Genomic DNA, 22,883 nt, shown 5'->3' with positions numbered 1-22,883 from the left:
CTGAATGTGGTATGGTTTTGGATATTTAAGTTGAAATTAGTTTAGAAAGAAAAGTATCTAATGTTATTCATTGTTGATGTGAAGGTATAGGAAGAATAAATAGGAGGAGAAATTCCGCTTAAGGTATATAGTAGGTGTATAAATAGCCGATATAAGCGGATATATTCCGGTTAACCTCTATAAATATAACCAAATCTTTAGATTTGGTTCAAATAAGCGGAAAAATTCCTCATATTTTATGAGAAATGTTGGTTTTTCCTAATTTAAACGGAATTTTTCCGTTTATTTTTCAGAAGACTTAACTATAGAGTGCAAAAAAATGCTTGGAGACACAATGTTCCAAGCATTTAATCATATTATCTGTTAATTTATCATCGAATTACTGTACAGTATTTCTAATTTTACACTTCAAAACCGAACCCGTTAACAAAAAGTAAGGGGCCATCGTACTATAAAGCTTCTTTTATCACTTTTTTATAATGTAAAACAGACAAAATACCAAAGATTGAATATAACGCAGTATAAACAACCATTACCATAATCATCGGTGTCCATACCTCAGTTCCAAATAAAAACCATCCAGATTGAACAGCAAAATAACTATGAAGTAAACCAACAAACAATGGAATACCGAAGTTATAAATTTGTTTCATTCTAATTCCGTTAAGTAGATCTCCTTGAGTATATCCAAGCTTTCTTAAGATCGTATAATTTGACTTTTCATCTTCACCTTCATCCATTTGTTTGAAGTAAAGAATACATCCTGACGTAATCAGAAAGGTTAATCCTAAAAATCCGACGATAAACATCGCTAACCCCATTGTCCTCTTTTGACCGTTTGCCATAGCTAGTTGTGAATCATGTGCTTCATTCTGGTCAAACCCCAGCTTTTGAAAAAGGTCATTAGCTTTTTGTATATGATCCTCATCATTAATATTTAACCCGATGTAAATAGAAGATTCTCTTTGTATTTCCTGTTCAAGATCCTGTTTTAAACGCTCAAATGTAGATTCGTCAACAACTGCGGTAGGTGTTCCACCACTGGTAAAATACCATGAAATAGGATAATGTTTTTCTATTCCTATCAGCTTTTGTGAAATGACCTCATTTTTTCCCTTCAGTTCAATTTGACCGGAGTTTTTCATTTTCATAAACTTTTGCAGAAAATCATTATAGCCAGTAAAAAGAGTTTCATCTGCTGCAACATCAATACCCTTAAGTGCCTTCTCACTAATAACAGGCATTGGCATAGCGCTTGGATGGTAATTTAACCCTTCTAATTTAGCGTCTAAAATATTCGATAGGTTCGTATTGACTTGAAGAACCTCCATTTTCTTTTCCTTATATGCTATATTAGCAGCTTCTAATTCATCTTTAAAAGTATCTGCATCTTCAACATTTGTTATAGCAAAGTCCTCTGGAACACTATTTTGTGCTTGCTTTTCAGCCGAATAATAAGAAATATAACTGAGAGACAGCAAGCCAATGGCTAGAGCTGAAACAGTTGTAATAATGGTAAGTAAAAGGGCATTAGATTTCATCCGAAACATAATAGAAGAAAGAGATAAAACCTCGTTAATATTTAAATATCCACCTTTTTTCCTTCTAATAATGTTTGCAATAAAGCGGACAGAGCTCTTATAAAAAAGGTAGGTTCCGATAATTACGGAAGCTAAAATAAAGGTCATCGCAAAAAATAACACATTAATCGTTGTAAAATCCCCACCAAATAATTTAGAAGACACATAATAGCCTAATATAATAAGAGCTAATCCTAAAACCCCAATTATGGTTTCTATAACTGATATTTTCTTCACTTTTCCTTCTGTTGTAGAAGTTACTCGAAAAAGAGAGAGAATGCTTTGCTTCTTAATAAATAAGGAGTTCATTCCGATAATTAGCAGATAGATTGCCACAAATATCAAAATCGTTTGGACAAGAGCTTGCCAAGAAAAATGCAAGGTAGCAATCTCATCAACCGCTGTTGTTTTATATAAAATCATGGTAATTAGCTTTGAAAAAGAAAAGCCGATAAAGATGCCTATAGATAAAGAGCCGAAGTAGAGAATAAGATTTTCTGTACTTAGAATCCGAAAGATTTCAGCTTTTGTCATCCCAATCAATTGAAATAATCCTATTTCTTTACTACGTCTTTTGATAAAAATGTTGTTTGCATATAAAAGGAAAATACTCACAATCGCTACAAGTAAAATGGATGCTGTTTTAACAGCTGCTGCTCCTTTGACTGTACCCTTTGCTTCATCCATAGAGGGATCATATTGCAAGGTAACGAATGCAAAATAAAGAGCAACACTAAAAATTAAAGCAAACGCATAGAGATAATAGTTCTTAAGATTTTTCTTTAAGCTTCTAAATATAAGCTGATTAGTGGTCATATTTTACACCACCTAATACACCTTGAGTTTTGATAATATCCTGGAAGAAGCGTTGTCGATCTTGCGCACCTTTATTTAATTGAGTATAAATTTGTCCATCTTTTATAAAAATCACTCGATTACAGAAGCTTGCCGCAGTTGGATCATGTGTGACCATCAAAATGGTAGACTGACGGTTTTGATTTAACTCACTTAACTTATGCAATAAATCTGAAGCAGATTTTGAATCAAGAGCTCCTGTAGGCTCATCTGCAAAAATAATACTCGGTTGGTGAATAAACGCCCTTGCTGCAGATGTTCGCTGTTTTTGCCCACCGGATATTTCATTTGGATATTTATCTTTTAGTTCATAAATGCCTAAGGCAGTAGCCAAGTCTTGAAACTTTTGATCAGCTTCTTTTTTAGGTGTTTTTGTGATAGATAATGGAAGAAGGATGTTTTCTTTCACAGTAAGAGTATCTAACAGATTATAATCTTGAAAAATAAAACCCAAATGATTTTTTCGAAATTGTGCAAGTTGTTTATCTTTAAGCTTCGTCATTTCATTGCCTTGGATCATAATAGAACCACTGCTGACTCGGTCAATGGAGGAAAGGACATTCAGTAGCGTGGTTTTCCCTGAACCGGATGCCCCCATAATACTAACAAACTCACCTTGTTTAATCGTGATATCTATTCCCTTTAAAACCTCTTGTTTATTAAACTTATTGCCAAAGCTTTTATGGATTTTCGTTGCTTCTAAAATATTCATTATGGAATAACTCCCTTTCATTACGAATTTATCTTTAGCTTTCATCTCATCTAACTTCATTATAAAAAAGGGAAATCAGCTTTTCCCTCGATTGATCTAACAAAATAGAAAAGCATGTGACAATGTTGTCACATGCTCATTACATTCACAAAGTCATTTCTTTTTGGAAAGGTAAGTATAATGGTTGTTCCTACGCCCACCTCGGATTGAATGGTAATCTCAATTAACAAGGGTTTAGCTACTTTTTTTGCGAGATACAATCCCATTCCTGTGGCTGATTGGTCATCATGATTGGTTGTAGAGGTAAAGCCTTTATCGAATATACGAGGGAGATCTTTCACATCTATTCCTCGACCAAAGTCTTGTATTTGTAAGTATGTATGTTCATCTTGTTGATAGCTTTTAATATGAATATCAGAGTTTTTACTATACTTAACAGCATTTGTTAGAAGCTGTCTTACAATGAAAGCAAGCCATTTTGTATCGCTTAATACTTCTGTTTTTTGAAGATCGATATCAAAACCAATTCCTTTTTGAATGCACCATGATTGTAAGGTTTTTAGTTCCTGAAACAACAAAGCTTCTAAGTCTGTTCTTTCTATTAGCAAATCATTCTCAATAAAAAGCAATCGTTTTTGATGAAGCTGCTGATCAAGAAGTAAGTGAATTCTAAGCCACTCATAGGTTATCTGGGATTTCAATGTATCATCTTCTATTTTTTCAACCATTAAATGCATGGCTGTTAGAGGGGTTTTCACTTCATGAATCCATGATAATAAATCATCTTTTTCCTGCTCTAACATGACTTGATTTTTTGAGGCTATCGTTTTTAAGTAGTCTATTTGCTCAATAAAACTACTTTCTATCATCTGCTCAAACGGACTGTCAGGCTTCATTAAGCGCGTTAAATCAAAATCTTTTTCCCGTTCCTGTAAAGCTTTATAAAACTTTGTTTCTTTTTGATAACGAAAAGCAAGGAATAGGAGTAAAATAAGGGTCATTAAGAAGGTTACATACACTATAGATGGTAGCGAAATTTTTGGGTCAATATAGGCAATAAAAAGGAGAAGCAGGTTTTGGAAAATAAAAAAGACAATCCAGCTTCGTCGCTCCAGAAGATATGTTTTTATCATGTTTATACCTCTTCTACGGCCATATAGCCTTGTCCGACTTTGGTTTCAATAAAACTTCCTAATGAAATCTCATCCAACCGTTTCCGCAAGCGATTTACATTAACAGTTAATGTATTATCACTAACAAAACGCTTATCATCCCATAGCTGATTGATAATGTTCTCCCGGCTAACAATCTTGTTTTTATGTTGAATTAATATTTTTAAGATAAACATTTCATTTTTTGTCAGTTCTATAGAACCAACATCATTGACCACAGTATTTCTTTCAAAATCAACTGTGGCATTGCACCATGTTTTCACTGTTAGCTGTTCAATGCTATAATCATAAACTCTGCGAAGAATCGCTTGAATTTTAGCAATGAGAACATCAAAGTGAAAGGGCTTTTGAATAAAGTCATCAGCACCAAGCTGCATAGACATCACCATATCAGTAGGGTGATCTCTTGAAGAGAGAAAAATAATTGGAACATTTGATTGTGATCTAATCATTCGGCACCAATGAAATCCATCAAATTTAGGAAGCTGTATATCAATGATGACGAGCTCTGGATTAATAGAAATGAACTCCTCCATGACCTTGCTAAAATCAGTAATCCCATGCACCTCATAAGACCAGCCAGCTAATCGGTCTTTTACTTCGTTAAATAGGGTCATATCATCTTCAATAACTAAAAGTTTAAACAAAATTTTCACCACACTACTAGTTTAATTTCTCTCTTTTTCTTAATTTTTTAATAGCTAGAACAACTAAAGTGATATAGCCAATCATCAGTCCATATCCGATTACGATAATGAGCAAAGGTACATAATCAGGATTGGCTCCTGAATCGGTTGACATTGCGGCTAAGAACAAAGGCATAATTGGCAACATGATTATACCAGGACCTGTACTAACGAGTAGCAAGCCACCAGGAATTAAAACAAGCCATGGCCAGATTGTTGTTGATGTTTTTTCTGAAGGTGTACTGGTAGTTAGTAGGGAATCTTGCATGTTCGTTTCCTTTTTCAAAACATGAAAATTTTTAATCTTATCAAAAGAACGCTTCATCGCCCAAATTGCACCAAGAATGATCACAAGGGCAATGATAAGATAAAAGAGTGAAAAAAAATGAAAGAAACCTGATTGATTAAATTTCATTAAAAATAAAAAAATGAAACCAGGAAGGGCATTGATGAGGAATAATGCTCCACCTATTAAAACAAACCATGCCAATAAAGGAGGTTTTTTTTCTGTGCTCATCGTATTTTCCTCTTTCAAAAGATGCTTTTTATTACTATTATAAAATAACCTATTGGAAAAATATACCGTAATAAGTGAGGGGGTACACATATATTATGACAGGAGCTAAGGAGGTATAAAATCACTCACGAACATAGAATTCGTGAGTGATTTTATATAATAAGTATTAAACGCCAGGAAACCAACCTGGTGTATTGATAATCGCGTTCCATAGTGGGTCAGGAATAACGAGTTCCTTTTGTTTATCTTTATTTATTTCTGTAACAATTTCGTCCTCTTTGCCGTCTGTTACCTTTTGAACCCAATCAGGATCAATGATAAGTTCTCTTCCTAATGCAAGAAGAGGTACTCCTGTTTCAAAGGCTTTACGAGCATCCTCGGCTGAGTAGATAGATCCTACACCAATTAGTGGTACACGATCATTAATTGTTTCCTGAAGATAAGAGATTCTAGTTTTTGTTAAATCTTCCACACCTCTTCTAGGTGTTGAGAAGAAATCAAATAATGATACATGTAGATAATCAAGGCCTTTATTTGATAAAGCATCTACAAGAGCTAGAGTTTCATCCATTGCGATACCAGGTGTTTCGGGTTCTTCCGGTGAAAAACGGTAGCCAACAATAAAAGGTTCTTTAGCATGTTCTTGAACAACCTTTTTCACTGTATCAACCACTTCTAAAGGAAAAGTCATTCGCTTTTCAAGGCTGCCACCAAATCGATCTTCACGTCTATTAGAGTGTGGAGAGAAAAACTGTTGAATTAAGTAACCATTAGCACCATGAATTTCTACTCCATCGAAGCCTGCTTTAATCGCACGACGTGTTGCTTCGCCAAAGGCTTGAATGATATCCTCAACCTCTGCTTCCGTTAAGGCTCTTGGTTTCTTCTCAGGTTCTTCAGTTGATACCCCACCGTTTTCAGCTGGAATATCACTTGCACTAACAATTTCACCGTTAGGTACTAATTCAGGAGGACACATTCTTCCGCCATGAAAAATTTGCAAAACAGCTTTAGCACCTTGCTCTTTAATTCTTGTTGCCAGCTTTTCTAAGCTTGGGATCATTTCATCTTTATCTGCACCAAATTCACCATGAAATCCTTTGCCATTAGGCGTAACGTAGGCACAAGCAGTAATGACCATGCTTACTCCATTAGAACGGCGTGCATAGTAATTTACTTCTTCTTCAGTTACAGTTCCATCTTGATGAGAAGAGAAGTTAGTCATTGGAGCCATGATGAGACGGTTTTTTAATTCTATTCCATTAGGTAATGTATATGTAGATAAAAAGCTGTTACTCAATTGTATCTTCCTCCTTGTTTTAGTGTACTTGTTATATTAAGAAAATGATCTTTGTTTGTACATAAATATGCTTAGCAAATGTGTTAGGGTTTATGAAAAAATGTTGAAAGTATATTTTAAGGAGGGGAGGAGGGAAGATAAATTAAAAATAAAAAGACACTACAATTCCTTGCAATGTCTTTTCTCTGTTTAATTAAATTTCAATATCTACACCAATGCTGTCAATTCTACCAGAATCGCGAATGAATGCTGCAACAGCTTGATGATCTTCGTTAGCTGCATAAGCATCAAGGGCTGCTTGATCCTCAAAGCGAACCATTAAAACAATTTGATATTCTTTGCTTTTCTCAGCAAGGTTAAGACCTGCATGAATTTCAACAATGCCAGTTAACACGTTCTTTAATGCTGTAAAACGACTAATCATTTCTTGATATTGTTCTTGTGTTGTTGTTTCTTCGAATTTAATAAGTACAGTACGTTGAATCATCTGTTTCTCTCCATTTCAATGACTTTTATGTATAGTATTTGCCAACTAACTAAGCGGCAATTTCTATCTCATTTTACATTTTGTGTTATTGGATATCAATTATCAAATAACAGCAGTAGAGTGAATAGCAGAAGAATTCTTTTTTAATAAATTATAAGTTATACACATCGGTTTATTTGTACGTGGATCTTTGCCAATTTCAGCATCAATGTTAAAAACATCCCTTAACACATCATGTGTGATAACTTCCTCACAATCACCCGCTTTAATGACCTGACCGTCCTTTAATGCGATGATATAGTCAGCAAAGCGTGCAGCTTGGTTTAAGTCATGCAAAACCATAACAATTGTGCGCTCTTGCTCTTTATTTAACTTTTGAAGAAGCTCTAATACTTCCAATTGGTGAGCCATATCTAAATATGTAGTTGGTTCATCTAAAAAGATGATGTCTGTTTCCTGAGCAAGGGCCATAGCAATCCACACACGCTGACGTTGCCCACCTGATAGCGCATCAACTGGTCGGAACTTAAAGTCAATTGTTCCTGTCACATCAAGTGCCCAATCAATGACTTCATAATCTTTCTTTGTTAAGCGACCAAAGCCTTTTTGATAAGGAAAGCGTCCATAAGAAACAAGTTCACCAACTGTTAAACCTCTCGCACTTTCAGGTGTTTGGGGGAGAATTGCCATCTTCTTTGCAAGAAGCTTGGTGTTTCCCTTGGAAATATCTTCTCCATCTAATATGACAGTTCCAGATTGGTGCGGAATGATTCTTGTAATGGCTTTTAATAAAGTGGATTTTCCGCAACCGTTTGAACCAATAATTGTTGTTATCTTTTTATCTGGAATTTCTATACTTAAGTCTTTAACAATCAGTCGTTCACCATAACCAATTTCTAAGTTATTTGTATATAGGCGAGCCATTATTAACCCTCCATTTATTCATTTTCAACTTATAAATGAAAATGATTCTCAATTTAGTTAGATTCTATAATTCCTATGTTCTAATGTCAATACTCTAAACTATATTGTAAAAAATAACGAATCATAGTATAGTTAAATGAGAATGATAATCATTAATAGAAATTCAAGCTAAGGAGTGAAATGTAATGGACTCACAGGAACTGTTTGATGTAACTGTTATTGGGGGAGGACCAGCAGGACTTTACTCAGCCTTTTATAGTGGATTAAGAGAAATGAAAACAAAAATCATTGAATTTCAGCCACATTTAGGCGGGAAAATTCATGTTTATCCGGAAAAGATGATTTGGGACGTTGGGGGACAGACCCCAATTCTTGGAGAAAGGCTAATTCAACAGCTTGTCCAGCAAGGCCTAACCTTTGACCCAACAGTTGTATTAAATGAAAAAGTGGAGTCCATCTCACGTAATGAAGAAGGAATCTTTATTTTACATACATCTTCAGGGGAAAAGCATTATTCCAAAACAGTGATTGTTGCTGTTGGCAGTGGAATACTAAATCCTCAAAAGCTTGAAATTGAAGGTGCTGAAAAATTTGAGGTATCTAACTTACATTACACAGTAAAATCCTTAAAACGTTTTAAAAATAAAACAGTCATTATATCTGGTGGAGGTAACTCAGCAATTGACTGGGCAAACGAATTAGAGCCGATAGCTGAAAAAGTAATCGTAACTTACCGAAAAGGGGAGTTAAACGGCCATGAAGCACAGATTAGTCAACTAATGAAGAGTAAAGCTGAATGCTATTTTCACACTTCGATAACGAAATTAGTTGCCGGTGCTAATCATGAAGAAATTGAAAGCGTTGAACTAACAAATCATCAAACAGGAGAAGTGACATATCTCCCGATCGACGAAGTGGTAATCAATCATGGATATGAACGAGATTCATCACTGCTTCAAAATAGTGATGTGCAAGTTTCATTAAAAGATCAATTTTATATATCAGGTAATGCAACTAGTGAATCTTCAATAGAAGGAATTTATGCGGCTGGTGATATTTTGGCTCATGATGGAAAGCTTCACTTAATTGCAGGTGCCTTTCAGGATGCTGCAAATGCTGTTAACAAAGCAAAGCAATATATTCAGCCTGATGCTACAAAAGTAGGAATGGTATCTTCTCATAATGAAGTATTTAAAGATCGTAATCGTGAATTGGTTAAAAGAATGATAAATTAAATAGGCTGCTTTTTTAGGAAGAAGTCCTGCGAACCTACGTAGGACTTCTTCTTATTATGCATAATGAAGAAATATAATTATAGATATAATGGAAATAGAAGATACATAAAAGAGGCAGGGGAGTATGTATGATAAAGAAAATAGCTGTTGTTACAGGAGCTTCAAGCGGGTTTGGAATGTTAACAGCATTAGAGTTAGCGAAAAATGGATACGAAGTTATTGCAACTATGCGTGATCAAAAAAGGAACACAACTCTTTTAAGTGAGGCTAATAGCTCTGGAATAGCGGATAATATAACAATTCATGAATTAGATGTGACATCAGCAGAATCAGTTAGTCTATTTAAGGAATTAGTGGGAAGGGTAGGGCAAGTAGATGTATTGGTTAATAACGCAGGATTTGCAGGAGCTGGCTTTGTAGAGGAAATTCCAATTGATGAGTATCGAAGTCAGTTTGAAACAAATGTTTTTGGTGCAATAGCTGTCACACAAGCTGTACTTCCAATAATGAGGAAGAAGTCCAAAGGAAAAATAATTAATGTTAGCAGCATTAGTGGTAGAGTTGGTTTTCCAGGCTTATCACCGTACGTTTCTTCAAAGTATGCGTTAGAAGGGTGGAGTGAGTCACTCCGACTAGAAGTAAAGTCATTTGGTATAGACGTAATATTAGTAGAGCCAGGCTCATTTCAAACAAATATATGGACGAGGGGAAAGAAGGTAACTGAGAATTCTCTCAAAAAAGAGTCACCTTATTATGAAATGATGAGGAAGCTTGAAGATCATATAGAAAGTGGATCAAGTAAGTTTGAAAATCCAAAGAACGTAGCAAGGCTAATCACAGCCATTGCATTAAAGAATAAACCTACCATGCGTTATGCAATCGGAAGAGGGGTTAAGATGACGCTCCTTTTTAAAATGTTGGTGCCGTGGACGATATTCGAAAAAATCGTATTAAGTAAGTTAAGGTAGGGATCAAGCATTAGCTTGATCTTATTTGTTGTTGAGTTATTTCTCTTAAATCTATCAAATTAGGAAGAATTCTATTAAAAATGAAAAAATATTTCTCCAATAACCTACATTTTTCTATAAAAACTGATGTAGAAACAAAAGTTCAACTAGGTCAAAAGGGTTAGAAGATACTGTCGAAAAACACCAAAATTCCACTGTATACGTCGCTGTATACATGTAAACATATTGTGTACATATTGTTTACAATGATGTGTACTTGTATACAAATGCGTATACACCGCGTCATATAAGGGTGTATACAATTTTGTTACAAATGTAGACAAAATTGTATACATGTATTCAAATTGAACACAACGAAAGTAATATTGACGCTTCTCTCCCCTACCTTTACCCTTGAGTTACTAGATTCACTGATTTAGTAACTCACGATTAAATTGAGAGGGATGGTTAGATGAGTAAAACTAGAATTACAGCAGTTGATGTTGGAAATGATTGCGTGAAGGCGCTTTTTGGAAAAGTAGATTACGAATTATATATCCCTAATGTTATTGCAAGAGACACTGAGGACCGACCAGTCATTGGTATAGAAGAATTAAATGATAAAGATCCATTAGATGGGATTCATGTAAGAGTTCATTCCCCTGCCTTAAAGGAAAACAATGCGATCTATCGAGTTGGTAACCTCGCAACAAAAAGTGATAACCCAAGTGAATTGGATCCAGGTAGCACAAAATCAGAAGAAGATCAGACACTTGTTATGCTTTTTACTTCCCTGGCACTAGATGCCGTTCGAGAAGAAAACTCTTCTATTTTCAAAAAAACAAATAATGTTATTGATGCAAATTATACGTTAGGAACAGGTTTGCCACTTCGTGAAGTCAAGGAAGGTAAAGATGTTGGCTATCGCTCACAACTCCTTGGATCTGTTCATCAAGTTGAATTTTTAGTAACTCCTAAATACCAAGGGTTAAAAGTTAATATTAAGTTTGATGAAGTAAAGGTTTATCCAGAAGGATTTGCTGCTTTTATTAATCTTGTTATGGACAAAGATTTAAAAATTATCAATCGTGATTTAATAGATAAGCAAATTTTAATTCAAGATATTGGCGGCTTATCGACGGATATTGCTGTGATTAAAAATCGTAATGTAGATGATGACAAAGCACAGGGCTTTAATCTTGGTGTGTCAGAGTCATTAGAAGCAATTAGAGAAGAAATTCGTAAAAAACATGGTGTAGAGCTCGACAGCCGTCGAGATGTGGTTGATATTATTACACGCAAGAATGATCGCCACCACATCATGGTAAAAGGTAGTCGGACAAACGTACATGATATTACGGACCGCATTCTTCTTGAGCTTGCTAAGAAACAATACCGTCATCTACGAAACGTATGGCAAAAAAATTCACAAACAGAAATCTGCTATTTTGTTGGTGGAGGAGCCATTGTTCTAAAAGATTATATTAAGATGTTAAATAATAGTTTAGATGGCTACAATATTGAGTTTTTTGAAGATGAAAACGAAAGTATTTGGATGATGGCAAATGCTTATTATAAACTAGTTTCCGATTTTGTCAGAAAAACCAGCGAGCCTCCGAAAAAGAATGAGAAGCAAACAGTCTAATTAAAATTGGGTGGTTATATGAATAAAAAGGGCGCACCAACCATAAAAAGGGGACAGGCTATTACCTTTCGCCTTCCCTCTGATACCCCTGATCATTTAGTAAGACAACTGGAGAAACTAAAACAAACAGAGAAAAGAAATTTTTCTAGTACAATCGCTGATTTTGTATTAGAAGGAGTGGGCAGCTCATTAAAAAAAGAGAAAGAAATGATTACACTTCCTTTGCCAAAACAACTATCAAAAGATCAACGAAATTGGCTAAAACATTCTCATTCAGAGGCACTAATGGGAAGTATTGTTTATCAACTATTATCTGATCCAGTCAGAGCAACATCGATATTAGCTTCATTAACTAGTAATTCTCTGGATATAGATGAAGCTCTGTATTTACAGGAAGTTGAAAATGTCCCGATGGATGTAGAAGTGGAAGGTTTCCCTGTTAATCAGGTAGAGAATAATGAAGAAGAAGAGAGTGTAGTAGTAAATGCACTTGAAGATGATATTGCTGATTTTGATATCTTCCCTACAGAAAATGAAGTTGCTGCTACGATAGAGGGTGAAGCGAAGGAAGATGAACCAGTAGATGACTTAAGTGATCTTTTAGGTGACTTTCTGGCTAGTATGAATAAATAATCAAGCTTTTCTGATAGCGTCTATTTTAAGGTTGCCCAACCCTGGGCAACCTTCTTACAAGGTGCGCACAGTGCTTTTCATGGATTAAAGTTAAAAATTAGTCATAATTGTATAATGAAGAAGCATATAACTGAACAGGAAAATAATTTCAGAAAAACGTTGACAGTACGATTTGAAAAAACATACAATAAAAATGAATTAATTTACAAAAATTGGAGGGTTACAAAATGGAAATTGTAAGAGTGCGATTTTATAGCAAAATTTCATATTGTAAGGTGACCCGCCATAACTTTCTTTAAAATGATCTAACACTTAACTTACTTTTCTGCGCAGGTCATCACTATTGTGACGTGCGTTTTTATATTGTCTTTTTTCGGGCATTATGCACTTTACACATGCATAATGCCTTTTTCTGTTTATTCCGGGTATCATATCTGCCCGTTTATATAGATACTTTTTTACAAATGAAAGGAGTTTTGAGCATGTTAAAACAAAAGGTAGTTCGTATTTATTTAGATTGGATGGAAGGTGGCTAACTGAAGACATTTTATTTGATATCAAAGGAGGGATATGAATGTTCTCAGTACTAGGAAAATTAAGATGGTTTTTTTATAAATATTGGAAACGGTACACAGTAGCCATTTCACTACTGATCTTCGTTAGTATTTTAGATGTTATTCCACCAAAGATAATTGGAATAGCCATTGATGATATTCAGTTTGGTCAGATGACTGCTGAACGGTTACGTGAGCTTCTGTTTTTCTTTATTGCGCTCATCATTGTCAGCTATGCGATAACTTATGTATGGATGTATCAATTGTTTGGAGGAGCGCACTTAATTGAGCGGATTTTAAGATATCGTTTTATGAAACACTTGCTTGCGATGACACCTAGATTTTTTGAAAAAAACCGTACCGGTGATTTAATGGCACGAGCAACAAATGACTTAAAAGCTATTTCGTTAACTGCCGGGTTTGGTATTTTAACCTTGGTCGATTCAACTGTGTTTATGATTATCATTGTTTTTGTCATGGGATTCACAATTAGCTGGAAGCTTACTCTAGCTGCACTGATCCCACTTCCGTTAATGGCTATTGCTATTAACTACTTTGGGAAGCTCATTCACGAACGTTTTACTGTTGCCCAGGATGCTTTTGGGAACTTGAATGACAATGTACTTGAATCAATAGCAGGAGTGCGGGTTATTCGCGCATATGTACAAGAAAAAGCGGATGAAGAGCGGTTCAAAGAAATGACAGAAGATGTTTATGAGAAAAATATCGCTGTCGCCAAGGTCGATGCACTGTTTGAACCAACCATTAAAATCCTTGTTGGCTTAAGCTATGTGATTGGCTTGGGCTATGGTGCATATCTTGTGTTCAACCAGTTGATTACTCTAGGAGAATTAGTTAGCTTTAACATTTACCTTGGAATGTTAATTTGGCCGATGTTTGCTGTTGGAGAACTAATCAATATTCTTCAACGTGGAAACGCTTCATTAGACCGGGTAAATGAGACTCTAGCCTATGAAGAAGACGTTAAGGATGTGCAAAATCCTAAACACATTAGCATACCAGAAAATATTGAGTTTTCTAATGTAACTTTCCGATACCCAACCTCAACAACAGATAATTTAAAAAACATCTCTTTGCAGGTGAAAAGAGGAGCGACAATCGGTGTTGTTGGAAAAACAGGTTCTGGCAAAACAACATTACTCAAGCAGCTGCTAAGAGAGTATCCATTAGGTGAAGGGAAACTTCTCGTTTCAGGTCAACCAATTGAAGAGATTCTAATTGATGACATTCATTCATGGGTTGGCTATGTGCCACAGGAACAGATTTTATTTTCTAGAACAATTAGAGAAAATCTTAAGTTTGGAAAAGAAAATGTTAATGAAGATGAAATTAAGTCCGCATTGAATTCAGCAGCCTTTGATTTGTCTATTCTTCCGAAAGGCCTAGACACTCTTGTAGGAGAGAAAGGTGTAGCCCTTTCAGGTGGGCAAAAACAGCGCATCTCAATTGCACGGGCACTAATTAAGGATCCTGAAATTCTTTTATTAGATGATTCCATGTCGGCGGTTGATGGAAAAACAGAAGCAAAGATTATTGAAAACATACGTCATGAACGAGCTGGAAAAACCACATTCATTACTGCACATCGTTTATCGGCCGTCCAGCATGCAGATTGGATTATCGTGATGGACGAAGGAAAAATAATCGAAGAAGGAACACATGAACAGCTTATTCAGCTTGGAAAATGGTACAAAGAACAATTTGATCGTCAACAAGCAGATTCATATGGGGAGGTGAGCTAAATGAAGAATCCCTCAACCGGAAGACGCCTAGTTCAATATGCACTTCACTATAAACGAACAATCTTTATTGCGCTTGCTATGCTAACCTTTGCAGTAGCAGCAGAGTTAACAGGTCCGTTTATAGCAAAAAGGATGATTGATCACCATATGATGGGGGTTGAAAAGTCGTGGGTAGAGGTGTTAGAGGAAGATGAACAATCCGTCACCTATAAAGGTAAGAATTATAAAAAGAGTACAGATATAACTTCAGATCAGATAGTTGGTGAAGCTCAAATACAGGTTGTGCAAGTTGGGCGCTCCTTCTATGTAACAAATGAGCATTTAACATTTGATGGTAAGAGGTCTATAAATAACCAAATATTAACAATTGGGAAAGGGAATGAAACTGCTGACTATCCTGTAAATAAACTAACGAGAGAAGAACTGTTAGCATTTTATAAGCCTGAAATTAAACCGATTATTTCTCTTCTAAGCATTTATGTAGGATTGCTCTTGGTTGCAGCTTTCTTTCAATATGGAAAGTCCTTGCTGTTACAAAAGGCAGCCAACCGTATTATTCAGAAAATGAGAACAGATGTATTTGAGCATATTCAAAGAGTACCACTTTCATATTTCGACAATCGTCCCGCCGGGAAAATTGTTTCACGTGTAACAAACGACACAGAGGCGATAAGGGAATTATATGTAAAAGTGTTAGCAAGCTTTTTCACAAGTGGTATTTATATGACAGGAATTTTAATTGCTTTGTTTTTCTTAGACGTCAAGCTGGCACTGATTACATTGCTTGTTGTACCGATTTTGTTTATTTGGACGGTGCTTTACCGTAAAGTAGCTTCTAACTATAATCATTTAATCCGTACTCGTGTTAGTGATATAAATGGAGTGGTAAATGAGTCGATACAAGGTATGACGATTATTCGGGCATTTCGTCGAAAAAAGAAAACAATTGATGAATTTGAGGTGCTGAATAGAGAGCACTTCACGTATCAAAATAAATTACTAAGTTTAAATGCTTTAACTTCCCATAACTTAGTAAATGTGCTAAGAAATGCCACCTTTGTAGCATTAATCTGGTATTTCGGAGGGCAATCACTAACAGCAACAGGTATCATCTCAATTGGTGTTTTGTATGCCTTTGTAGATTATTTAAATCGATTGTTCCAGCCTGTAACGGATATTGTAAATCAGCTTGCACAGTTGGAACAGGCGCGTGTTGCATCAGAGCGTGTATTTGAATTACTCGATGAAAAAGGGGAAGTAGTGGACACAGAAATCCTTCCTAGATTTCAAGGAAACGTTGCATTTGAAAATGTATCATTCTCGTATGATGGTGAAAATGATGTATTAAAAAATATCTCCTTTGAAGCAAGAAAAGGAGAGACAGTTGCGTTAGTTGGTCACACAGGATCTGGGAAAAGCTCCATTATAAACCTATTATTTCGATATTACGATATCAACCGCGGAAAGATAACGATAGATTCTATGGATACAAGCCAAATTCCGCGTCAACAGCTGCGGAAGCACATGGGCATTGTGTTACAGGATCCGTTTCTATTTACGGGTACAATTGAATCAAATGTTAGCCTCGGAAATGATGAAATTCCTATAGAACGGGTAAGAAAAGCTTTGAGAGATGTAGGTGCAGAGAGATTTATTAAACAGCTACCTAATCAAATTGAAGAGCCAGTTTTAGAAAAGGGTAGCACGTTATCAGCGGGAGAACGACAGCTTATTTCGTTTGCGCGGGCATTAGCATATGACCCGGCAATTTTAATACTTGATGAAGCAACAGCTAATATTGATACAGAAACTGAAGCAATGATTCAACAAGCATTAAATGTGGTAAAGGAAGGACGAACAACATTTATCATTGCGCACCGATTATCAACGATTCGAAATGCAGATCAAATTTTAGTGTTAGATCATGGAGAGATTGTCGAAAGAGGAAATCATGAAGAACTCCTAGAGCAAAAAGGAAAGTATTATAACATGCATCAATTACAGCTAGGAAAAGAAGTATCAAACGTAGGATAAAGAGAGAGCGGGAAGCGTGTTTAACCTCCTATATTCCGGGGAATATAACGAGTAATAGGAGGTTAACAATGAAAAAATTCGTAAAGAATCTAGTAAAGTGGGCTCCTATCATCTATCCAATTGTAAAGAAAATCGTTCGTAACAGAAAAACTAACAGAGTGTAAAAAGAAAAAGATGAAAGGGTGGATTCATTATCCACCCTTTCATCTTTTTTTCTTATCTAATGATATAGGGGAGGAAGCCTTTCACTTTTCTCATCATTGAATGAAATAGATAAATCAAGGTTGCGGTTAAGCGAAACATAAAAGATATTCTCGTAATTATACCCTTGTGTGCTAATTGCTGTTTTAACCACGTTTCGTCTACTTGAAAATAACTCAGTGTGTTCTCATAAATTTTCCCCTCCATCATAACTGGAAAGGAAATGGAGGGGCTAGAGCTATTAAGCTTCATATCTTCTTTTGTTACAGTTTGTTTTTCAGCTTTTTTTAAAACACTTAGTGCTCCATTTGCTTCAATAATTGCCAACTCTACCTCATTTAGATCAAAAGTATTTTTTTCTCTTAACATTTGAAGAACATTATCTATTGAATAATGAATTCGGCTAATATTTTCTCTCAGTAATTTCCCATTTTGAACAACGAGTGTAGGTTCAAAGGTAATGAGCTTTCCAAACTTTCGATTTTTAATCTTCCACCTAGCAACAAGCCTCTGAAATAGTCCAATGACAACAATCGTAAAAGCAGTTGGAAGGTGTTTGATGTTAGGATCTGCAATATCTGCACCAACAACAGCACCTAAAGTGAGGATAATGAGAAAATCGAAAATTGGAAGTTCCCCAATAGCACGCTTACCCATGAAAATGGTGATAAAAAGCAATAAAGGTAGAATCGTGACAACACGTCCTAGGACAATAAGTAAGTCCTTCATTAAGTCCTCCAACCTTTTCACCCCTTTTCATATTAATAGCCAAAGGGTAGCCAAAAGCATTGGATAAAATACACTGAAAAGAAAAAGAGACGAAGAAATCGTCTCGAAGAAGTACTTATGCCTTTGGTTCAGGCACTTTTATTAAAATAAGAATACCGATGATAAACAGAATGACTAAACTAAATACACCACTGCTTGAATTTCCTGTTACTTGAGCCGTTACCCCTACTAGCAAAGGTCCCATAATGGAAGCGAATTTTCCGAAGATGTTATAAAAACCAAAAAATTCATTTGCCTTCTCTTTCGGAATAAGCTTAGCGTAATAAGAGCGACTCAATGCTTGAATACCACCTTGAGAAGTAGCGACGAGCATAGCTAATATCCAAAAATCCATTGTTGAATCAAGAAAATAAGCATAAATACAGACACCCATATAGATGATGATTCCAACGTAGAGCATTTTTTTACCGGTAAAGCGTTCAGATAATCTACCGTATAGAATAGCAAATGGAGCAGCCACAACTTGTGTAACAAAGAGAATAATGAGCAGGCTTGTAGAACTAATACCTAAATCAGTTCCGTAGGCAGTTGACATTGTAATAATTGTTCCAACTCCATCAATATAGAAAAAATAGGCTAATAAAAATAGAAATAAAGCACGATGTTTTCGAACTTCTTTTAGAGTTTGAGCAAGTCGTTTAAAGCTATTAAAGACCGGATTTGGTTCACGCTCAATATAATAACGCTGGTGAACATTTTTAAATAGTGGAATAGCAAAAAGTCCCCACCAAACTGCGGTTATGATAAATGCGATCTTACTTGCAACTGTTGTTGAAAGTGGAATAAGTTCACTTTGTGCTAAAACAATAATGGCAATGCTGATAATAAAAGGTATGGTACTTCCGATATAACCAAGTCCAAATCCACGGGCAGAAATACGATTCATTCGTTCCTCTGTTGTGACATCTACCAAAAAGGCATCATAGAAAATGTTTGACCCAGAGAAGCCAATTGCAGCCAATGTATAGCAAACTAGCAAAAGAAGCCATTGCTCAGAGGGGATAAAGGCGAGTAGTGCGGTAAATCCCATTCCTAATGTAAAGAAGAAGGAGAAAAATCGCTTTTTGTAGCCCTGATAGTCAGCAATTGTTCCTAATATAGGTCCAAGCAAAGCCAATATAAAGGTTGCAATAGAGATTGTATAACCTAAATAGGCAGTAGAGTTTGCGGCACTTACTCCTGCGTTCGTTGCAGCTGCCTTATAATATATGGGAAAAACAGCTGTAGAGATAATAATAGAATAAGCAGAGCTTGCCCAATCATAAAAAATCCAACTATTTTCTTCTTTAGTAAAGCGCTTCATCAGTTTGCCTCCCTAGTAGACTTTCCCTTCTATTCTACAAGAATTTTAAAAAGAAGGAGGATTGTTACTAAAATTTTACATTGAGTTAATAAAGCATTAACAATATCAATGCATGATATTCAGATACAGGGAGAAGAAGAGTGGTGTTAGCGTTTACATTATATGTATGCGAATACTAGAAATAAAAAACCATATGAAGATGGAAAATCTTTTTAATTGATATCCATCTCCATAATGGAAGAAATCTCTTTGAAGCCTAGCTTTTTATACAATGATTTTGCGGGATTACCAGTAAAAACATTTAGTTGAGCTTTGTGATATCCTTCAGACTTTAGCTCATCAATTGCTTTATTCATAAGTTGCTTCCCTATTCCGGCTTTTCGATATTGTGGAAATACATAAAGGGCAATAATGCTGCCTGTTTTTCGAGTATTCATTGGATTAAAATCAGGACCTAGTAGAACCCAGCCTGCTATCACCTGTTTATCAAGTGCAATAAGATAATAAGCACCACTATTTAATAAAGGCACGAACATATTCATTCCCGTATGAAAATCATTTTTAACAGTTCCCATTGAGCTTTCATTCATTGTATTAATTGTCATATGAAGAAGGGAATTTGTTTCATTTTGTGTGGCTTTTCTAATCTTCATAAAAACACCTCATAGGTTATGGTCTGCAACAGTATATGAGGGATTTACGGATGTTGTGAGAAGAAAAATAAAAAGCCTCTAAAATCGAGGCTTTAACTATAATCACTATTGGAAGGTACCCTTCACAAGTGCTTTTCCTTCCGATACCATATGTTGCCCTTTAGCCCAGACAGATTGAATGGAAAGATCCTGATCTAAAAGCACAATATCAGCATCACTACCAGTCTTTAGTTCGCCTTTTTGCTTCAGTTTTAAGATAGTAGCAGGATTACTGGTAATGACTTTTAAGGCGGTTTCTAACGGAATATGTTCTATTTGAACAGCATCTTTTACAGCTTGAAAAAGTGTATTTACCTTGCCAATTTTTAAACCGACCATCTCACCGTCTTCATTAAAATCAGGAAGGCTCGCCTGCCCGTCTGAGGTGAAGGTAATTTGTTCAATCGGTACATCCTCATCTAACATTCTTTTTAAGCCCTGACTGCAGGAGACCTCCCCTTCAGCAAGAAACTTAGGAATGGTACTTGTTGTAAAATCAACCCAGCCACCTCTTTTCGCATAAGAAATGCCTGCTTCAAAAAGATGCGGATTTCGGTTGATATGGGTTGGATAAAATTGACGAATTGGAAGGTCTGTTGTTTCAAGGACCTTTAGAATAAGATCCAGGTGATCTTTACTGTCACCAACATGAATATTAACAATTCCTGCTTTTCCAGAAAGCATCCCACCAATTCGGGCCGCAGATGCGAGCTTCGCCATTTCTTCTACAGTCGGCTGTGAAGATCTGTGATCACTAATCGCAATTTCCCCGACACCGATGATTTTATCAATTAAGATAAGATCATCTTCAATTTTCCCGGTTAGCGTTTTAACAGGAACCTGATAGGATCCAGTATGCACATAACAGGTAATACCTTCTTCCTCAAGAGCACGTGCCTTTGCAATTAAATTGGGCATTGTTCTTGTTGTGCCATCGGTGCCAATCACACCAATAATGGTGGTAATGCCTGAAAAAGTAGCATCTGTTAATTGCAGTTCAGGAGTGCGGGTTTTATAACTTCCTTCGCCACCACCGCCGGTAATGTGAACATGTGAATCAATAAATCCGGGTACAACTTTCATTCCTGTAGCATCGATTACTGTTATATCTACAAAATTTGCTGGAACAGGAATATGGTCTTCGATAAATCCAATTTTATCATGAACGAGAAGAATGTCTTTTTTACCTAAATAATCAGGAGCATATACCTCTCCGTTCCTTATAAGCGTTAACACCTGACATGCTCCTTTCTTAGCTCTAAATTAATAGCCGATAAATACAGCTATAAAGATGAAAATACTAGATAGTACAAACAATAATAACATAAATTTAATGATGAATTTTGCCCATGTGCCCCAGTCAATTCTAGCTGCACCAAGAGCACCCATTAAAGCAGCAGATGTTGGAACAATAATATTGGTTAATCCATCACCTAGCTGAAAGGCTAAAACAGCGACTTGTCGCGTTACACCAGCAGTGTCTGCTAAAGGTGCCATTAGCGGCATTGTTAAAGCTGCCTGACCTGATCCAGACACAACGAAGAAATTAAAAATAGACTGGAAAACATACATAAACCAAGCAGATAATGCTTCTGGAAAATCTCCAATAACTTGCCCAGCTCCATATAACATCGTGTTTAAGACAGATGGTGAATCAGGACTATCACCACCGAGGATAATCACGATTCCTTTTGCCATTCCAACAACTAAGGCTGCAGGAAGTAAATCTTTGGCCCCGTTAGTAAAGCCCTCTGCAATATCGTTTAAAGTCATACCATTTAGTTTAAAGATAACTCCGATGATCCCAGCTACCAAACCGATTGTGAAAAACTGTGAGGCAATTTCAGGAATATAGTAAGCATGCTTAACAACGCCCCATATAATCCAAGAGATTCCAGCCACAATGGTTAAGATAACAAGCCCATGACCTAACGTGAAATTTGAAGAAATGTTTTGCTTTTGAGCTTCTTTTCGAAAATAATCGTCCGTATCATAGGAAGCAGAGCGAGTTGGCTCTTTTCTAATGGATGATGCATATCTCCATGTATAAATGATCCCAACCGTTGTGAAAACAGCCCACATAATCATTCGGAAAGGTGTTCCTGATAAAACAGGTACCCCTGATATTCCCTGGGCAATGGCAACGCCGAATGGATTCATCCATGAAGTGGCAAACCCGATTTGCGTGGCAACATAAGTAATCATGACAGCAGTGATGGCATCATAGCCGAGAACAACCATAAGAGGTACTAGAATCATGGCAAAAGCAATTGCTTCTTCTCCCATTCCAAACACTGCTCCTCCCAAGGAGAAGAGAACGAACATAATTGGAATGATCAAAGCTTCTCGACCTTTTGTACGGTCAATCACTTTCAGAAGCCCCTCATCAATTGCTTTCGTGCGCATGATAATACCAAATGCCCCACCAATGATAAGAATAAAAGCAATAACACCTACTGCTGATCCCCATTTATCACCGGAAACTAAACCTTCAAACACATAGTTTAAAAAGCCTGCTTCACCATAGGGTTCAAACAAACTCGTACCAGGACGGACTAAATTTCCTTCCTCATCTTTTACGTACTCAAAGCTATCAGATATAAGGACAGTTTTTGTATTCTCTTGACCATCGGAAGTGTACGTAATTTCTTCAGTTTGAAATTGTCCAATTGGCACAAGAAATGTTGTAACAGCTGCTAAAATAACAACAAAGAAAACGATGATAAAAGTATGTGGCATTTTCCAAACTTTGTTCTCTTTTTTCATAATATCCCCCACTCACTTTTTAGTTTGTTCATTCATTTATTTGCAAATTCCGTGCCAAGAATATTTTTCGCTGAATAGAGGGCAATTC

General features: G+C 36.0%; 18 protein-coding genes and 1 pseudogene. 6 read left to right on the top strand and 13 right to left on the bottom strand.

From position 1 onward, the window contains the following. Positions 1-449: 449 nt before the first annotated feature. The 8 genes from COD11_RS02760 to COD11_RS02725 form a co-directional block, all read right to left on the bottom strand. The gene (locus tag COD11_RS02760; RefSeq protein WP_098795225.1) at positions 450-2,396 is read right to left on the bottom strand and encodes an ABC transporter permease; all 1,947 of its coding nucleotides are present in this window, start codon (positions 2,394-2,396) and stop codon (positions 450-452) included. After that, a complete protein-coding gene (locus COD11_RS02755) occupies positions 2,386-3,147 on the bottom strand; it encodes an ABC transporter ATP-binding protein (protein WP_098795224.1) in 762 nt (253 codons plus the stop codon). The genes COD11_RS02760 and COD11_RS02755 overlap by 11 nt, the downstream gene beginning before the upstream one ends. A gap of 128 nt (positions 3,148-3,275) precedes the next feature. Further along, positions 3,276-4,280 carry a sensor histidine kinase gene (locus COD11_RS02750; protein ID WP_098795223.1) on the bottom strand — a complete coding sequence of 335 codons (1,005 nt, stop codon included), beginning with the start codon at positions 4,278-4,280 and terminating at the stop codon, positions 3,276-3,278. 2 nt (positions 4,281-4,282) lie between these two features. After that, entirely contained in the window at positions 4,283-4,966 is a 684-nt protein-coding gene (locus COD11_RS02745; protein WP_098795222.1) for a response regulator transcription factor, read from the bottom strand. 16 nt (positions 4,967-4,982) lie between these two features. Beyond that, positions 4,983-5,522: a hypothetical protein gene (locus COD11_RS02740; protein ID WP_098795221.1), complete on the bottom strand. Its 540-nt coding sequence runs from the start codon at positions 5,520-5,522 to the stop codon at positions 4,983-4,985. A gap of 166 nt (positions 5,523-5,688) precedes the next feature. Then, on the bottom strand, positions 5,689-6,822 hold the full coding sequence (locus COD11_RS02735; RefSeq protein ID WP_231308694.1) for an NADH-dependent flavin oxidoreductase: 1,134 nt from the start codon (positions 6,820-6,822) through the stop codon (positions 5,689-5,691). Between the two features lie 193 nt (positions 6,823-7,015). After that, on the bottom strand, positions 7,016-7,309 hold the full coding sequence (locus COD11_RS02730; protein WP_098795220.1) for a Dabb family protein: 294 nt from the start codon (positions 7,307-7,309) through the stop codon (positions 7,016-7,018). 102 nt (positions 7,310-7,411) lie between these two features. Further along, on the bottom strand, positions 7,412-8,233 hold the full coding sequence (locus tag COD11_RS02725; RefSeq protein WP_098795219.1) for an ABC transporter ATP-binding protein: 822 nt from the start codon (positions 8,231-8,233) through the stop codon (positions 7,412-7,414). A 185-nt stretch (positions 8,234-8,418) separates the two neighbouring features. Between COD11_RS02725 and COD11_RS02720 the strand changes: the two genes are divergently transcribed. The 6 genes from COD11_RS02720 (at position 8,419) to COD11_RS02695 (ending at position 17,044) form a co-directional block, all read left to right on the top strand. Next, positions 8,419-9,468 (top strand): NAD(P)/FAD-dependent oxidoreductase, encoded by a 1,050-nt coding sequence (locus tag COD11_RS02720; RefSeq protein ID WP_098795218.1) that lies wholly within the window; start codon positions 8,419-8,421, stop codon positions 9,466-9,468. Between the two features lie 128 nt (positions 9,469-9,596). Beyond that, positions 9,597-10,436, top strand: coding sequence for an oxidoreductase (locus COD11_RS02715; protein ID WP_098795217.1), 840 nt, complete (start codon positions 9,597-9,599; stop codon positions 10,434-10,436). 451 nt (positions 10,437-10,887) lie between these two features. Continuing rightward, complete coding sequence (locus COD11_RS02710; RefSeq protein ID WP_098795216.1) at positions 10,888-12,060, top strand: ParM/StbA family protein; 1,173 nt, start codon at positions 10,888-10,890, stop codon at positions 12,058-12,060. An 18-nt stretch (positions 12,061-12,078) separates the two neighbouring features. Next, complete coding sequence (locus COD11_RS02705; protein ID WP_098795215.1) at positions 12,079-12,693, top strand: hypothetical protein; 615 nt, start codon at positions 12,079-12,081, stop codon at positions 12,691-12,693. 574 nt (positions 12,694-13,267) lie between these two features. Continuing rightward, entirely contained in the window at positions 13,268-15,010 is a 1,743-nt protein-coding gene (locus COD11_RS02700; protein ID WP_098795214.1) for an ABC transporter ATP-binding protein, read from the top strand. Further along, positions 15,011-17,044 carry an ABC transporter ATP-binding protein gene (locus COD11_RS02695; RefSeq protein ID WP_098795213.1) on the top strand — a complete coding sequence of 678 codons (2,034 nt, stop codon included), beginning with the start codon at positions 15,011-15,013 and terminating at the stop codon, positions 17,042-17,044. 220 nt (positions 17,045-17,264) lie between these two features. Here the strand turns inward: COD11_RS02695 and COD11_RS02690 are convergent. The 5 genes and pseudogenes from COD11_RS02690 to yfcC all read right to left on the bottom strand — a co-directional run bounded on the left by COD11_RS02690 (position 17,265) and on the right by yfcC (position 22,795). Continuing rightward, positions 17,265-17,986: pseudogene (locus COD11_RS02690) on the bottom strand (DUF421 domain-containing protein). 103 nt (positions 17,987-18,089) lie between these two features. Continuing rightward, positions 18,090-19,340, bottom strand: coding sequence for an MFS transporter (locus COD11_RS02685; RefSeq protein ID WP_098795212.1), 1,251 nt, complete (start codon positions 19,338-19,340; stop codon positions 18,090-18,092). 209 nt (positions 19,341-19,549) lie between these two features. Continuing rightward, positions 19,550-19,990 (bottom strand): GNAT family N-acetyltransferase, encoded by a 441-nt coding sequence (locus COD11_RS02680; protein WP_098795211.1) that lies wholly within the window; start codon positions 19,988-19,990, stop codon positions 19,550-19,552. A gap of 105 nt (positions 19,991-20,095) precedes the next feature. Next, a complete protein-coding gene (gene iadA / locus COD11_RS02675) occupies positions 20,096-21,265 on the bottom strand; it encodes a beta-aspartyl-peptidase (RefSeq protein ID WP_098795210.1) in 1,170 nt (389 codons plus the stop codon). 27 nt (positions 21,266-21,292) lie between these two features. Further along, the gene (yfcC, locus tag COD11_RS02670) at positions 21,293-22,795 is read right to left on the bottom strand and encodes a putative basic amino acid antiporter YfcC (protein WP_098795209.1); all 1,503 of its coding nucleotides are present in this window, start codon (positions 22,793-22,795) and stop codon (positions 21,293-21,295) included. Between the last annotated feature and the right edge of the window lie 88 nt (positions 22,796-22,883).

Origin of the sequence: Bacillus sp. AFS040349 (assembly GCF_002577655.1) — a bacterium.
In the GTDB taxonomy this organism is placed as follows: Bacteria; Bacillota; Bacilli; order Bacillales; family Bacillaceae; genus Metabacillus.
The sequence above is the reverse complement of the archived record's forward strand: the minus strand, read 5'-3'. Positions and strand labels throughout refer to the sequence as shown.

Bases quoted from the DNA above. Each gene is read 5' to 3' on its own strand.
- COD11_RS02760 (WP_098795225.1), bottom strand. From the start codon at position 2,396: ATGACCACTAATCAGCTTATATTTAGAAGCTTAAAGAAAAATCTTAAG.
- COD11_RS02755 (WP_098795224.1), bottom strand. From the start codon at position 3,147: ATGAATATTTTAGAAGCAACGAAAATCCATAAAAGCTTTGGCAATAAG.
- COD11_RS02750 (WP_098795223.1), bottom strand. From the start codon at position 4,280: ATGATAAAAACATATCTTCTGGAGCGACGAAGCTGGATTGTCTTTTTT.
- COD11_RS02740 (WP_098795221.1), bottom strand. From the start codon at position 5,522: ATGAGCACAGAAAAAAAACCTCCTTTATTGGCATGGTTTGTTTTAATA.
- COD11_RS02730 (WP_098795220.1), bottom strand. From the start codon at position 7,309: ATGATTCAACGTACTGTACTTATTAAATTCGAAGAAACAACAACACAA.
- COD11_RS02725 (WP_098795219.1), bottom strand. From the start codon at position 8,233: ATGGCTCGCCTATATACAAATAACTTAGAAATTGGTTATGGTGAACGA.
- COD11_RS02720 (WP_098795218.1), top strand. From the start codon at position 8,419: ATGGACTCACAGGAACTGTTTGATGTAACTGTTATTGGGGGAGGACCA.
- COD11_RS02715 (WP_098795217.1), top strand. From the start codon at position 9,597: ATGATAAAGAAAATAGCTGTTGTTACAGGAGCTTCAAGCGGGTTTGGA.
- COD11_RS02710 (WP_098795216.1), top strand. From the start codon at position 10,888: ATGAGTAAAACTAGAATTACAGCAGTTGATGTTGGAAATGATTGCGTG.
- COD11_RS02705 (WP_098795215.1), top strand. From the start codon at position 12,079: ATGAATAAAAAGGGCGCACCAACCATAAAAAGGGGACAGGCTATTACC.
- COD11_RS02700 (WP_098795214.1), top strand. From the start codon at position 13,268: ATGTTCTCAGTACTAGGAAAATTAAGATGGTTTTTTTATAAATATTGG.
- COD11_RS02695 (WP_098795213.1), top strand. From the start codon at position 15,011: ATGAAGAATCCCTCAACCGGAAGACGCCTAGTTCAATATGCACTTCAC.
- COD11_RS02680 (WP_098795211.1), bottom strand. From the start codon at position 19,990: ATGAAGATTAGAAAAGCCACACAAAATGAAACAAATTCCCTTCTTCAT.
- yfcC (WP_098795209.1), bottom strand. From the start codon at position 22,795: ATGAAAAAAGAGAACAAAGTTTGGAAAATGCCACATACTTTTATCATC.